11 protein-coding genes are annotated in these 12,325 nt (G+C 74.4%); 3 read left to right on the top strand and 8 right to left on the bottom strand.

Annotated elements, in window-relative coordinates; translation table 11 throughout:
* Window positions 1-92: 92 nt before the first annotated feature.
* Together ACFQZ6_RS28280 and ACFQZ6_RS28275 are read right to left on the bottom strand one after the other, a co-directional pair.
* Complete coding sequence (locus ACFQZ6_RS28280; RefSeq protein ID WP_381614373.1) at window positions 93-608, bottom strand: hypothetical protein; 516 nt, start codon at window positions 606-608, stop codon at window positions 93-95.
* Complete coding sequence (locus ACFQZ6_RS28275; protein ID WP_381614370.1) at window positions 605-2,311, bottom strand: PHP domain-containing protein; 1,707 nt, start codon at window positions 2,309-2,311, stop codon at window positions 605-607. The genes ACFQZ6_RS28280 and ACFQZ6_RS28275 overlap by 4 nt, the downstream gene beginning before the upstream one ends.
* 194 nt (window positions 2,312-2,505) lie before the next feature.
* Here ACFQZ6_RS28275 and ACFQZ6_RS28270 point away from each other — a divergent pair, with 194 nt between their 5' ends.
* The 3 genes from ACFQZ6_RS28270 (at window position 2,506) to ACFQZ6_RS28260 (ending at window position 5,468) form a co-directional block, all read left to right on the top strand.
* A complete protein-coding gene (locus ACFQZ6_RS28270) occupies window positions 2,506-3,108 on the top strand; it encodes a TetR/AcrR family transcriptional regulator (RefSeq protein ID WP_381614367.1) in 603 nt (200 codons plus the stop codon).
* 127 nt (window positions 3,109-3,235) lie between these two features.
* Entirely contained in the window at window positions 3,236-4,696 is a 1,461-nt protein-coding gene (locus ACFQZ6_RS28265) for a hypothetical protein (RefSeq protein ID WP_381614364.1), read from the top strand.
* Between the two features lie 37 nt (window positions 4,697-4,733).
* Entirely contained in the window at window positions 4,734-5,468 is a 735-nt protein-coding gene (locus tag ACFQZ6_RS28260) for a hypothetical protein (protein WP_381614361.1), read from the top strand.
* Here ACFQZ6_RS28260 and ACFQZ6_RS28255 read toward each other — a convergent pair.
* From ACFQZ6_RS28255 to ACFQZ6_RS28230, 6 genes are all read right to left on the bottom strand, one after another.
* Window positions 5,449-5,874, bottom strand: a complete 426-nt coding sequence (locus tag ACFQZ6_RS28255) for an NUDIX hydrolase (RefSeq protein WP_381618700.1) — start codon at window positions 5,872-5,874, stop codon at window positions 5,449-5,451. The two genes, ACFQZ6_RS28260 and ACFQZ6_RS28255, sit on opposite strands and share 20 nt — an antisense overlap.
* Window positions 5,875-5,979: 105 nt before the next feature.
* Window positions 5,980-6,744, bottom strand: a complete 765-nt coding sequence (locus ACFQZ6_RS28250; RefSeq protein ID WP_381614358.1) for an isocitrate lyase/PEP mutase family protein — start codon at window positions 6,742-6,744, stop codon at window positions 5,980-5,982.
* Window positions 6,745-6,754: 10 nt separating this feature from the next.
* Window positions 6,755-8,524 (bottom strand): DUF2264 domain-containing protein, encoded by a 1,770-nt coding sequence (locus tag ACFQZ6_RS28245; RefSeq protein ID WP_381614355.1) that lies wholly within the window; start codon window positions 8,522-8,524, stop codon window positions 6,755-6,757.
* 77 nt (window positions 8,525-8,601) lie between these two features.
* Window positions 8,602-9,651 carry a rhamnogalacturonan acetylesterase gene (locus tag ACFQZ6_RS28240; RefSeq protein ID WP_381614352.1) on the bottom strand — a complete coding sequence of 350 codons (1,050 nt, stop codon included), beginning with the start codon at window positions 9,649-9,651 and terminating at the stop codon, window positions 8,602-8,604.
* A gap of 83 nt (window positions 9,652-9,734) precedes the next feature.
* Entirely contained in the window at window positions 9,735-11,144 is a 1,410-nt protein-coding gene (locus ACFQZ6_RS28235) for an RICIN domain-containing protein (RefSeq protein ID WP_381614349.1), read from the bottom strand.
* Window positions 11,141-12,235 carry a glycoside hydrolase family 43 protein gene (locus tag ACFQZ6_RS28230; RefSeq protein ID WP_381614346.1) on the bottom strand — a complete coding sequence of 365 codons (1,095 nt, stop codon included), beginning with the start codon at window positions 12,233-12,235 and terminating at the stop codon, window positions 11,141-11,143. Before ACFQZ6_RS28230 ends, ACFQZ6_RS28235 begins: the two co-directional genes overlap by 4 nt.
* Between the last annotated feature and the right edge of the window lie 90 nt (window positions 12,236-12,325).

Raw genomic sequence — 12,325 nt, 5'->3', positions numbered from 1 at the left:
GGCGGACGAGGACCAGGCCATCGCGCACTCCCCCGGGTCAACTGCCCGTTCACCGGGGGAGCCGTGCGATGGCCTGTCTTTCGCGTGTCACGTCAGTGGTCGGCGCAGCACGGCGTCGGCTCCGGGACCTCGAAGGGGACCAGGGTGCCGCCGCGCGCGGGCTGGACGGTGAGGACGAGTTCGCCCCGCTGCCACTGCGGCCGGACGTGGTCCGCCGTCACCACGGGGGTGCCGGGGTCCGGCGCGCCGGAAGCGCCCAGCACCGTCACGCGGGTGATCGCCGAGCGGGTGAGCAGGTCGGCCACGGTCAGCGTGCCGGTGAGGGCGGAGGACCCCGGGTAGCGGACCGCGCGGCCGGTGTCGTCGGGCACGCCGTCCGTCACCTCGTACCCCCGGGCGGTGAGCCGGTCGCGTACGGCGTCCAGCGCGGCCCCGGCGGGGAAGGTGAACGACACCGCCACGCGCGGCCGGTCGCCCCGGATCAGATGCGTGCAGCCGAACACGTCCTCGGGCAGCGCGAGTTCGTCGGCGAGCGTCCGGACGAGGTGGTCGGCCGCGCGCAGGTCCCGCAGACCGGCGTCGACGGTGAGGGCGTGAACCGTCGTCACGACGGCAGGACCCACACGGGGTTGGAGTAGAACCACAGGTCCTGCCACGGGTCGGCGTCACCGACGACGTCGAGCGCCGGACCCGCCGGGTCCACCGCCGCGCCCAGCGCGCCGACGGCGCCGCGCTTGCCGTCGGTGCCGCGCAGCCGGACGTACACGGGCCGGTCGACGCGCCCGAGTTCGTAGCTGAGGCGGACCGTGCCGGTGGACTTGTTGACCTCGTAGGACCTGACGACCTTGGCGGTCGGCGCGGTGAAGGTGTCCTTGTCCGCGACCTCGCCGGTGACGTCGCCCTGGATGACGTCGACGCGGGCCAGCTCCGGCACGAAACCCGCCCAGTTGGGGCCGCCCGCGAGGGCCACGTCGACGGTCAGGGTGACCTTGGTGCCCTTCTTCACGTGCAGGGCGCCGCCCAGGGTGGCCCAGCGGCTGCCGCCGGAGACCCGGACGTCGAGGCCGCTGATGAGCTGGCCGTGGTCGACCCAGACGCGGCCCGCGCGGATGCCGTCCATGACGGCGGCGTAACCGAAGCCGTCGGCGCCGACATGGGTGCGGCTGTAGTAGCCGGGCCAGTAGTCGCCCTGGGTGATGTCGATCCTGCCCGCGTAGACGGGGTCGTCGTACCGGCCGTTGGCGTTGAAGTCGCCGCCGCCGCGCGCCGCGGTGTCGGCGTAGACCTGGTGGGAGTCGGAGTTGGCGGTGATCCACCAGGGCTTGCCCTCGGCGAGGAGGCTGTCCCAGAGGCCGCCGACGGTGGCGGTCATCCAGTCGAAGCCGCCCCAGGTGCGGTAGGACTCCGGCGGGTAGCCCGCGAAGGAGTTGGCGCTCGGGTTGTTGTCGTAGATGCCGCGGGCTCGGCCCATGCCGAGCGGGGCGGGCAGTCCCGCGGCCTGGTGGCCGGGGGCGCCCTCGAAGCCGACGGCGATCTGGCGTTCGGCGCCGGTGGCGTCGCGCCAGCCGCGGATCTCGTGCGGGGAGTCGACACCGCGGCGCGCCGGGTGGTTGGCGAGCATCAGCGCGTCCTTGACCTTGCGCCGCCGCACCTGCTCCGCGAGGAAGTTCAGGCCCGCGATGGCGAGGGCCTCGTTGGCGGGGGTGGAGTCGGAGGCGCCCTTGACGCTGCCGTCGTAGTCGGTCTCGAACTGCTTGAGGACGGACACCTCGTTCTTGCCGGGGTGCACGAAGACCGTGCCGTGCTCGGCGGCGGGGATGTTCCACTCCAGGCCCTGGAAGACGAGGGTGTCCGCGTAGGCGGCGCGGGCCGCGTTGATGTCCGGGTTGACCTTCTCCACGCCGATCCTGGCGTGGGTGGCGCTGCCGTGGTCGGTGATGACCAGCCAGTCCATGCCGTGCCGGGCGCCCTGGCGGACCTGGTCGACGACGCGGTACTTGCCGTCGCTGCTGTACTGGGTGTGGATGTGGTGGTCACCGGCCAGCCACAGGAAGCCCTTGCGGCGGCTGCCGGAGGCGGGGGCGGCGTAGGCGGGGGCGGCGTAGGCGGGGGCGGCGGCCGAGCTGAGCACGCTGGAGGCGGCGAGGCCCGCGCCGAGGAGTCCGGCGCGGCGCAGCAGGGAGCGGCGGGACCGCTGCTCGGGGGTCAGGGCCTCGTCCGGCACGGAGGTGTCGAAGGCGGCGGGCAGCGGCGCCGGGTGGCCGTGCTCGTGGTCGTGTCCGTGGTGGTGGTGTCCGTGTCCGTGACCCATGAATGTGCCTCCTGGATGCCGCCGACTGCCGCGGCTGCCTGCTGCGGCGCTCACTGCGCCGCGTGAGGAGGATCAAGGCGGAAGATGAATGTCGTACGACCCCGGGGTGAGCGTCAGACGTCCCGCACACGGCCGCTCGCCCAGCCCCGCTCGACTAGGCTTCCGCCCGAGGTCAGCAGGGGAGGAGGTCGTCCATGGGGCGTGCGGGGATCACCGCCGAGCGGCTCGTCGGCGCCGCCGCCGAGCTGGCCGACGAGGTCGGGTTCGAGAACGTCACGCTCTCCGCGCTGGCCCGCCGCTTCGGGGTCCGGGACGCCAGCCTGTACTCCCACGTGCGGAACCTGCGGGAGCTGCGGGCCCGGCTGGCGCTGCTGGCCGGGGGCGAGCTGATCGACCGGATCGCCGACGCGGTCGCGGGCCGCGCGGGCAAGGACGCGCTGACCGCGTTCGCGGACGCCTACCGCGCCTACGCGCTGGCCCACCCCGGCCGGTACGCGGCCACCCAGGCCCGGGTCGACCCGGACGCGCTCGCGCCGGAGCTGCTGGCCGACTCCCCCGCCGTGCGCCGCACCGCCGACATCACCTACGGGATGCTCCGCGGCTACGGCCTCGACGAACCCGACCTCACCGACGCCGTACGGCTGCTGCGCGCCACCTTCCACGGCTACTGCGTGCTGGAGGCCGCCGGGGCCTTCGCGCACCCCCGCGCGGTCCAGGCGTCCTGGGACAGGGCCGTGGACGCCCTGCACGCCGCGCTGGAGCACTGGCCGCGCGAGACACCCCGCCGACCGGACTGAACGGCCCGGTGTGCGGAGGGGAAAACAGCGGTACGAACGTGGAGTCGGAGACGGTTTCCCTAGACTGGGATCTTCACCAGCCCCGCGGCCCGGTCCGCGCGGGTGACCACGGGGGAGGGAGCGCGGCGTGTCCCAACAGCAGCTAGGACGCGGCCCGTTGCGCGCGGCAGGCCCCGACCCCGACCCGTCCGCCGGACCGGACGGCGACGGTTCGCCGCCCGCCCGGTTCGTCGGCTGGCTGGGCAGCCTCGGCTGTCTGGCCGCCGGGTACGCGGTGTTCCAGTTCCTCTTCGGCGTCCTGCCGGACACCCTCGGCGGCGCGACCGCCCGCTACCTCGTCTCCGGCGTCAGCGGGCTGGGCACCGGCGCCGCGGCCTGGCTGGCGGCGGCCCTGCTGCGCGCCCGCACCGCCGCCCACACCGGCGCCGGACGACCCGATCCGGCCACCCTCGGCACCGGCGCCCTCGCCCCCGGGCCCGGCCCGCTGCCCGAGGTGTTCAGCGCCGCCCACGAGACCCTCGTCAGCCAGGTGTCCGTCGTCGACGACCCCGACGCCGGACGGCTGACGGGCTGGTCGCACTCCCTGGCCGACCCCGGCCACCCCGGCGCGGGCCGCGCCGACCCCGCCCTGACCCGTCCCACCCCCGTCGGCACCGCCTACGGCCTGCACACCATGCTCGACCTCGGCATCCCCGACGGCCGCCTCAGCACCGGCGACCTGGTGGAGACGCTGTGGCGGCTGCGGCTGCCCGGCGGCGGCTGGTCGGCGCGCTCGCAGGGCGCCGAGGCCCGGCCGGAGGTCACCGCGCTGGTGCTGGGCGCGCTCGCCCGCGCGGGCGCCTCCAGCGACCTGCTCACCGCCGAGGTGGAGCGCTGCACCACCGGCTTCACCAGCGAACTCGACCGCGCGGGCCGGGAGTCCACGCACGTGGTGACGACGGTCCTGCGCGGCCTGCTGCGCGCCGCGCCCCGCCACCCGGTCCTGCCCCGGCTGCACGAGGCCCTCGTCGACGGCGCGATCAGCGACGACCGCCGCGACCACCTGCGCTGCTGGAGCTACCGCCTCGCCCCGCCCTACGGCCCCGCGTCCCCGCTGCACACCGCGCTCGCCGTGGTCGCCCTGGACCGCGCCGCCCGGGTCCTCGACGAGACCGCCGCCGCCCGCGCCGCCCGCGAGGACGGCGTGCGCTGGCTGCTGGCCTGCCGCGACGCGCCCCACCACGCCTGTCTGGACCTGGAGAACCTCCGCGAGGAGGTGCGCCGTCCCCGCCCCGACGACCCGGCACGCCACGAGGTGCTGAACGTACGGCACTTCACCGCCTCCTGGGTGGCCCGCGCCCTGCTCACCCCCGGCGCCCGCGAGGTCGCCCGGCGCGACGGCCTCCTCGACACGTGGACGGAGCGGCTGGACGGCGCGATCGCCGCGGTGTGGGCCGCGCAGAGCGACGGCATCTGGGTCTGGGGGCGCGGCGACAGCACCGAGCTGCGCCGCCCGATGTGGATGACGTACCAGGGGCTGTCGGCGCTGCGCGCCCATGCCGTATGGATGTACCAGCCGGTCCAGCCGGTCGTCCCGCACCAGCACTGAACCGGGCCCGGGAGGGCCGGAGGGGGAGGAAGACCACATGGGTGGTGGGCACGTCGAGGCGGCCAGGCGGCTGCTGGCCGCGGAACTCGCCGCGGAACTGCCCGAGCACGAACTGGCGCTCGCCGCCCGTGACCTGGTCGCCCGGCTCGGGGAGCCCGAACGGCTGCTGGAGCTGGTCACCGAACTCGCCGCCGGTGCGGGCGACCCGGAGCACTGCGCGCGCCTGTCGTACCGTCACGTCCTCGGCTTCGACAAGCTGCTGCTGATCGACGGCGGCCCGCGCCATATGCTCCGCGCCCACTTGTGGCACCCGGGGCGGGGCGGGATCGGCAAGGAGGACATCCACAACCACCGCTCCCCGCTGGCGTCCTGCGTGGTCCGGGGGCGGCTCGCGATGGAGCTGTACGAGACGGCGGACGGCGACGGCGACCTCACCACCGCCCGCTACCAGGAGTCCCTGGCGGCGGGGTCGGCGCACTGGCGGCTGGCCCCCGCGGGCCCGGCCCGGCTGCGGCTGACGCACGCGGCGCGGATCGCGGCGGGCAGCGCCTACGCCCTGCCCGCGCACACCCTGCACCGGGCCTGGTGCGACACGGAGGGTCCGACGGTGACGCTGTTCCTGGAGACGGGCTCCGAACGGCGCCGCCACACCGACGTGTTCACCGCGGCGGGCCCGCACCCGGACGCGGTGCCGAAGGTGCCGCTGGCGGTGCCGGAGTACCTGGACGCGCTGGACGGCCTGGGCGAGCTGCTCAGGGCTGGGACGGGGTGAGGGCCTGGCGGACGACGTCCAGGTTGTAGTCGTCGATGTCGACGCCGGACAGCTCCGCCGGGGCCAGCCAGGCGTACGCCTGGTCCCGCTCGGGCAGGGAGACCTGCCAGGTGACGGGCCTGACCAGGAAGTTCTCCTGCCAGTTCTTGATCTCGTGGCCGCGGTAGTCGCTGACGAAGGACGACTCGCCGACCTTGCGGACGACCTCGCCGAGCAGCCCCGTCTCCTCCTTCAGCTCCCGCAGCGCCCCGTCCGCGGCGCTCTCGCCGGGCTCCAGCTTGCCGCAGGGGACGCCCCAGACGCGGGGCAGGAAACGCTCACGCTCACTGCGGCGCACCAGGAGCACCCGGCCCGCGGCGTCCATCACGACGGCGGACGCCAGCCGCCTGTCCGAGGGGGTGTCCATGCTCATCGGTGCTCGGCCCTTCGCCGGTGACGAGTCCAAAGGGTCTGATACCCGCGAAAGCCTCAACGCTACCAGGATCGCCCCCACATGGCAGTGGCACGCGTCTCAGCCCCCGCTCAACTCCTGTACGTCGGCGTACGCCGGTGTGGGGCCCACGGGCGCACGCCCCTCCCTGATCCCGGTGAGCGCCTCCACGGCGGCGCCCAGCGCGCGCCGGTAGAGCAGCGAGCCGAGGCTGATCCGGCGCACGCCGAGGGCGGTGAGGTCGGGGACCGTGGGTCCGGTGGGCGAGTAGAGGACGTTGAGGGGGACGTCACCGAGGGCGCGGACCAGCGCGGCGATGGCGGCGGGGTCGGTCAGTCCGGGCACGAAGGCACCGTCGGCGCCCGCCTCGCGGTAGGCGCGCAGCCGGGCCAGCGTGTCGTCGGCGCCGTCCCCGCCTCCGCCGAGCCAGTGCGTGTCCGTGCGGGCGTTGACGAAGAGGCCCGGCGCGGCGGCCTTCACGGCGGCGATCTTCTCGGCGTGCCGCTCTGCGGGCCCGAGCCGGTCCTCCAGGTTGACCCCGGCCACCCCCACGGCCCACAGCTCGCGGGCGAAGGCGGCGACTTGGGCGGGGTCGTCGCTGAAGCCGTCCTCGGCGTCGACGGACAGCGCGAAGGGCGCCGAGCCGAGGCTCAGGGCCAGCCGCAGGGTCTCGTCGCGGGTGGCGGCGGCCCCGTCGGGCAGTCCGGCCGCCGCGGCGACGCCGAGGCTGGTGGTGCCGACCGCCGCGAACCCCTGGGCGGCGAGGAGCCGGGCGGAGGCGTGGTCCCAGGCGTTCGGCAGCAGCAGCGGGGCGCCGGTGCGGTGGAGTCGGGCGAAGTCGGTCATGGTGGGGACGTTAGGGGTGGGAGGGTTCGGTACCGGCCGAACTGTCCTGACCCGGAAGGGGCGACACGGCCGGGGCGCCGGGCTCGGCGTGGAACCGGAAGCGGGCGGGTGGGCCGTCCGCCCACCGCACGCACAGCCCCGTGCCCTCCTCCACGACCACCGACACCAGCTCCGCGAGCGGCGACGGCTCCGGCTCGGCGGTGAGCCGGACGACGGCGACGAAGGGGCCCGGCGCGGTGGTGAGGGTGCCGGTGAGGGTGTCGTCGAGAAGGTGCGCGGGGAGGATCTCGGCCCGCACCGTCGCCGCCGTCCCCTCCGTCCCCGCTACCTCCGCCGTCCCCGTGTCCCATCCCGTCACCCGGATGGCCGTCCCCGAGGGTGCCCCGGTCACCCAGAAGGCCCGTACCTCCACCGCGCCCCGGGCCACCACCAGGCTGACCACCCGCGCCCCGTCGCCCGCGCGGTGCCGGGAGGCCGCCCAACCCTCCCCCACGCCCAGCGGCTCGATGCCGGTGCGGCTGGCGTCGCCGCCGACGGCCACGCTGTTGTCGTACGACGGTGTCGGCGTGGTGGTGGTCGAGTAGGCGAGGCGGGTGTAGTGGGGGTCGTAGCGGACGTCCTCGCTGCCGTGGTTGTGGAGGCGGACGACGCCGTCGGAACGGGTGGACTGGAGCAGCCAGTTGGGGGCGCGCAGGGGCGTGACCGCGTCGGCGCGCTCGCTGGGGCCGGGCTGTTCGGGGGCCGTCCAGACCTCGTGCTCGGGGGGCAGGAGGAGTCCGAGGAAGCCCTTGCTGGCCCAGTAGGGGGAGGCGGGTCCCGAGTAGCCCTGGAGGACGCTCGGGTCGGGGCCGTGCCAGCCGAGGGTGAGCAGGCCGCGGTCGTCGACGGCGCCCCGGTCGAGGAAGTACCTGAGGGCGCCGGACGCCAGGCGGCGGGTCTCGCCGGGCGGCAGCGGGGTGTGGCCGGTGAGCGCGCCGAGCCAGAGGGGGGCGGTGGTGGCGAACCGGTAGGTGAGGGAGCGGCCCTGGTGCAGGGGGGCGCCGTCGCCGCCGAACAGGCGGGCGTGGTCGGCCAGGTGACGGGCGAGGCGGTGGCCGTAGCGGTCGAGGAGGGCGGGGTCGTCGGAGAGCCAGGCGTGCAGGACCGGGTAGAGGTGCAGCGCCCAGCCGTTGTAGTAGTCGAACTTGCGGCCGTCGCCGTCGGTGTACCAGCCGTCGCCGACGTACCACCGCTCGACGCGGTCGAGGCCGCGGTCGACGGCGGCCTGGGCGGCGTCCGTCTCGTGGCCGACGGAGTGCAGGAAGCCGCCGACGGTGACGGGGAACAACTCCCAGTTGCAGGGCCACGGTTCGGCCGTGAGCGCGTCGGCCAGCCAGTGCGCCGTCCGCTGCCGCACCGCGTCCGGCAGGCGGTCCCAGAGCAGGGGGCGGGTGAGGCGCAGGGCGAGGGCGATGGACGCGGCCTCGACGAGGGGCTGGCCACGGTCCTCGATGCGGGGCCAGACGCCGAAGACCCCGGCGGCGAGGCCGTCCGCGTACCGGGCGAGGGCCTTCTCGTCCTGGCGGAAGGCGGCCAGCAGCAGCGTGCGGGCGTAGCCCTCCAGGCCGTCGGAGAGGCGCCCTGACCAGCTCGTGTGGTCGCCGGGCAGGTGGTAGAGGGCGCGGTCGGGGGTGGCGTACGGCTCGACGGCGGCGAGCAGGGCGTCCGCGGCGGCCTCCCAGTGGGCGCGGGTGTAGCCGGTGCGGGGGCTGAGGGCGCGGTCGTCGGGGGGCAGGTCCATCGGGGGGTTCCTTCCGGCAGCCGGGTCCGTGTGGTGGGCCTGGGGCGCCCCGGTTCCGGACGGGGCGCCCCAGGGGCTCATCCCAGCCGTACCAGACCCGGGGGCACCAGTCCCAGGGCGAGGAGTTCGTCCCGGACGATGCTCGCGTACACGGTGGCGCCGTGCCGGGAGGTGTGGGTGTTGTCGCGCTTCTCGTTGGAGAGGTAGAGGGACTTGGAGCCCTCGACGCCGAGGGACTCGACGACGTCCTTGGTGCGGGCGGTGAGGTCGATCAGGGGCACGTCCAGGTCGGCGGCGACGGAGCGGACGACCGCCGGGTGGTCGACGCCGAGGCCGTTGACGAGCAGGGCGGTGCCGTTGTCGAGGGTGCCGTCGGAGTTGAACCAGCGGCGCACGATGGGGGTGACGAGGACGGGTTCGCCGCCCTGTTCCCGTACGCCCGCGACGAGGGCTTCGAGGTTGGCGCGGTAGGTCGGCCCGTCGGTGGTCTTGTCGTTGTGGGCGAGCTGGATGAGGACGAGGTCCCCGGGGTGGATGCGCGGCTGGACGGTGGCCCACAGCCGGGGGTCGGCGAGGTAGCTGACGGTGCTCTCGCCGGAGTCGGCGTGGTTGGCGACGGAGAGCCCTTTGCGGAGGTACTGCGGGAGCTGCTGGCCCCAGCCGTAGTACGGGTCGCCGGGCTGGTCGCAGACGGTGGAGTCGCCGACGAGGAGGAGCTGCCGGGCGTGCCGGGCGGGGGTGACGGCGATGTCCGCGAGGGCGGGCGCGGCGCCGCCGAGCACGAGGTCGAGGCCGGGGGTGCCGTCGGCGCCGGTGGGTTCGCCCTCGGGGGTGCGGACGTCGACGGTGAAGTGGCGGGCGACGCGCTCGCCCGCGGCCACGGCGGTCTCGGGGAGCAGGGCGCGCCGGGTCTCGCCGGTGACGCTGGTGCTGGAGGCGTCGGCGCCGCCGAGGAGGACGCGGACGTCGTAGGTGCCGAGCGGGACGTCGAAGTGGCAGGCGGTGGCGGTGCAGTGGTCGGCGCCGGGCACCGGACCGGCCTCCTGCTGTGCGTGGGCCGGTACGGCGCCCAGCGCGGCGGTCAGGGCGGCGACCGCCGCGGGTACGGCGAGGCGGGCACGTCTCATGGGCGACTCCTCCGACAGGGCTGATCTCCTGGCGGCTGGACCGTACCGCGCGGCGGCAAGCGCTTTCTAGAGGTGTGACGGACTCAAGTGCCGCGGGTCCACTGCTGGTTGGCGCCGCCATTGCAGGCATACGTGATCAATGCGGCGGAGTTGGCGGTGGAACCCCCGGAGACGTCCAGGCACTCGCCGCTCCCCCGGGCCCTGACCAGCCAGTAGCCGCCGGAGGACGACACGCTCCACTGCTGGGCGACGGCACCGTCGGCGCAGTTCTCCTGCCGGACGTCGGCGGCGTACTCCTGGAGGCACAGCGAGCTGCCCCGCCCGACCAACTGGTAGTAACCGCTTCCCGCCGGCTTGAACCAGAACCGCTGGTTGCCGCCGCCGTTGCAGGTGTACTGGGTGAGCGCCACCCCTTGCCACAGCGACTGGTCGGGCACGTCGGCGCACTTGCCGGAGTGCCGCGCGACCAGCGTCTCGTAAGCGGCGCTCACACCGCTGACCGTCCCGGCGGCGATGTCGACGGTGACCTCCGGGGACCAGGACATCGCCATCGAGGTGGCCGTCGGGAAGGCCAGCGGCAGCCACACGTACCGCGAGTCGTTGACGCTCCCGCCGAAGGAGTTGCCCCACCGGTCGCCCAGGTAGAGGTAGGAGGTGCCCTGGGTGCCCTGCACGGGCAGCACGTACGCCGTCTGCGAGCCGTAGGCCGTCGCGTCACCGACGTTGGTCATCGCCGTCCAGGGACCGGCGAGGCTGCTGGCGGTGGCGTAGCGCTGCTGGTTGGGGCTCCAGCCGGTGGCGCCGGAGGTCAGCATGAAGTAGACGCCGTTCCGCCTGAACAGCGCCGGGGCCTCGCGGTGGCCGCCCGGCCAGGGGTTGGCGACGAGGCTGGCGATGCCGGTGTAGTCGGCGGTGAGCCGGTAGATGTGCAGGTCGTAGTTGTCGCGGGCGGCGGAGACCATGTACCCGGCGCCGTCGGAGTCGACGAACACGGTGATGTCCCGGGACATGTGACCCAGCGGGCGGAAGCTGCCCCGCCAGGTGTAGTCGCCGTCCACGGTGTCGGAGACGGCGACGGCGGCGCGGGCCTCGCCGTAGTCGGAGCCGTTCTCCTTGTGCGCCCACAGCACGAACTTGCCGGTGGCCGCGTTGTACATGACCTTGGGGCGCTCGATGTTGGCGGAGGCGAGTTCGGGGTGGCTGGACTGGGTCAGCACATGGTTGCGGAACTCCCAGTTCTTCAGGTCCGTGGAGCGGTAGGCGTCGACGTACCGGAAGGTGTTGTCGGCGTTGCGGTGCTCACCGAACCAGTAGTAGAAGGAGCCGACCTTGAGGACCCCGCCGCCGTGCGCGTGCACGGGGGCGCCCGCGGTGGTGGTGAACTGCACGCCGCTTCGGACGGTCTGGGGCGCGGCGTGGGCGGGCCCGGCGGTGGCGAGGGCGCCGAGGAGGGCGAGGCAGAGGGCGAGCAGGGCGGCGTACGCGCGTCTCATCGGAGGGCCTCCGCTCGCAGCGGACCGTCGGCGACGGGGACGCCGAAGTCGGGGGTGCCGTCGGCGCGCCAGCCGAAGGGCTGGACGCGGGTGTGCCGGTTGGGGTCGTCCAGCGGGTCGCCGGTGATCTCCTTGTACGGGCGGGCGTGGTAGACGAGGAGGTCGGTGCGGCCGTCCTCGGCGACGGTGAAGCAGTTGTGGCCGGGCCCGTACTGCCCGTTGGCGTCGCTGCTGGCGAAGACGGGCGTGGGCGACTTGCGCCAGTTGCCGGGGTTCATCAGGTCGCTGTCGTCGCGGGCGGTGAGCAGGCCGACGCGGTAGTGGTGGTCGGTGGCGCTTGCGGAGTAGGTCAGGAAGACGCGTCCGTCGCGTCGCAGCACGTACGGCCCCTCGTTGACCTTGAACCCGACGCACTCCCAGTCGTACTCGGGTGTCGTCAGCCGTACCTGCGGTCCGGTGAGGGTCCACGGGTTGGCCATCCGGGACAGCCACACGGCGGTGTTGTTGTCCATGCCGGGTTCGTGCTGTGCCCAGGCGAGGTAGCGGGTGCCGCGGTGGGCGAAGGTGGTGGCGTCCAGGGAGAAGGTCTCCCAGGCGGTCCTGATCTGGCCCTTCTCCACCCAGCTCCCCTGGAACGGGTCGGGGTGGGCGTTCTCCAGCACCCACATCCGGATGCGCCAGACGTCCTCGCGGGGCGCGGCGGCGAAGTACACGTACCACTTGCCGTCGACGCGGTGCAGCTCGGGCGCCCAGATGTGCGCGCCCATGTCGCCGCTGGGGTGGGCCCGCCAGATCACCGTCTCGGGGGCGGTCGTGAGGCCGCTCAGGGTGCGGGAGCGGCGCAGGATGATCCGGTCGTACTCCGGGACGGTGGCCGTGAAGTAGTAGGAGCCGTCGGAGTGCCGGGTGAGGTGCGGGTCGGCGCGGTTGCGGACGAGCGGGTTGGTCAGGGAGCTGGCCTGCGGGTCCATGGGCGGGGCTGCTTTCGGTGCGGCGGCCGCGGCGGGCCGGGCGGCGCCCAGGGACACGGCGGCGAGGGCGGCGCCTTTGAGGAGGTGGCGGCGTGGGGGTTCCGGGGCGGGGGTCGGCATGGGGGGCTGCCTCTCGGAGGGTCGAGGGTCGATCGGTTCGACATTTCGTACGTGATCTGTCATTCCGAACGCCGAAAAGGTAGAGGCGTG

Source organism: Streptomyces flavalbus, from assembly GCF_042674625.1.
GTDB classification, from domain to species: domain Bacteria; phylum Actinomycetota; class Actinomycetes; order Streptomycetales; family Streptomycetaceae; genus Streptomyces; species Streptomyces flavalbus.
This window is presented reverse-complemented; position numbering and strand designations above follow the sequence as displayed.

What these genes read in the sequence shown, in the direction of transcription:
- ACFQZ6_RS28235 (WP_381614349.1), bottom strand. Translation starts at nt 11,144, where the DNA reads ATGAGACGCGCGTACGCCGCCCTGCTCGCCCTCTGCCTCGCCCTCCTC.
- ACFQZ6_RS28245 (WP_381614355.1), bottom strand. Translation starts at nt 8,524, where the DNA reads ATGGACCTGCCCCCCGACGACCGCGCCCTCAGCCCCCGCACCGGCTAC.
- ACFQZ6_RS28255 (WP_381618700.1), bottom strand. Translation starts at nt 5,874, where the DNA reads ATGGACACCCCCTCGGACAGGCGGCTGGCGTCCGCCGTCGTGATGGAC.
- ACFQZ6_RS28260 (WP_381614361.1), top strand. Translation starts at nt 4,734, where the DNA reads ATGGGTGGTGGGCACGTCGAGGCGGCCAGGCGGCTGCTGGCCGCGGAA.
- ACFQZ6_RS28230 (WP_381614346.1), bottom strand. Translation starts at nt 12,235, where the DNA reads ATGCCGACCCCCGCCCCGGAACCCCCACGCCGCCACCTCCTCAAAGGC.
- ACFQZ6_RS28275 (WP_381614370.1), bottom strand. Translation starts at nt 2,311, where the DNA reads ATGGGTCACGGACACGGACACCACCACCACGGACACGACCACGAGCAC.
- ACFQZ6_RS28250 (WP_381614358.1), bottom strand. Translation starts at nt 6,744, where the DNA reads ATGACCGACTTCGCCCGACTCCACCGCACCGGCGCCCCGCTGCTGCTG.
- ACFQZ6_RS28240 (WP_381614352.1), bottom strand. Translation starts at nt 9,651, where the DNA reads ATGAGACGTGCCCGCCTCGCCGTACCCGCGGCGGTCGCCGCCCTGACC.
- ACFQZ6_RS28270 (WP_381614367.1), top strand. Translation starts at nt 2,506, where the DNA reads ATGGGGCGTGCGGGGATCACCGCCGAGCGGCTCGTCGGCGCCGCCGCC.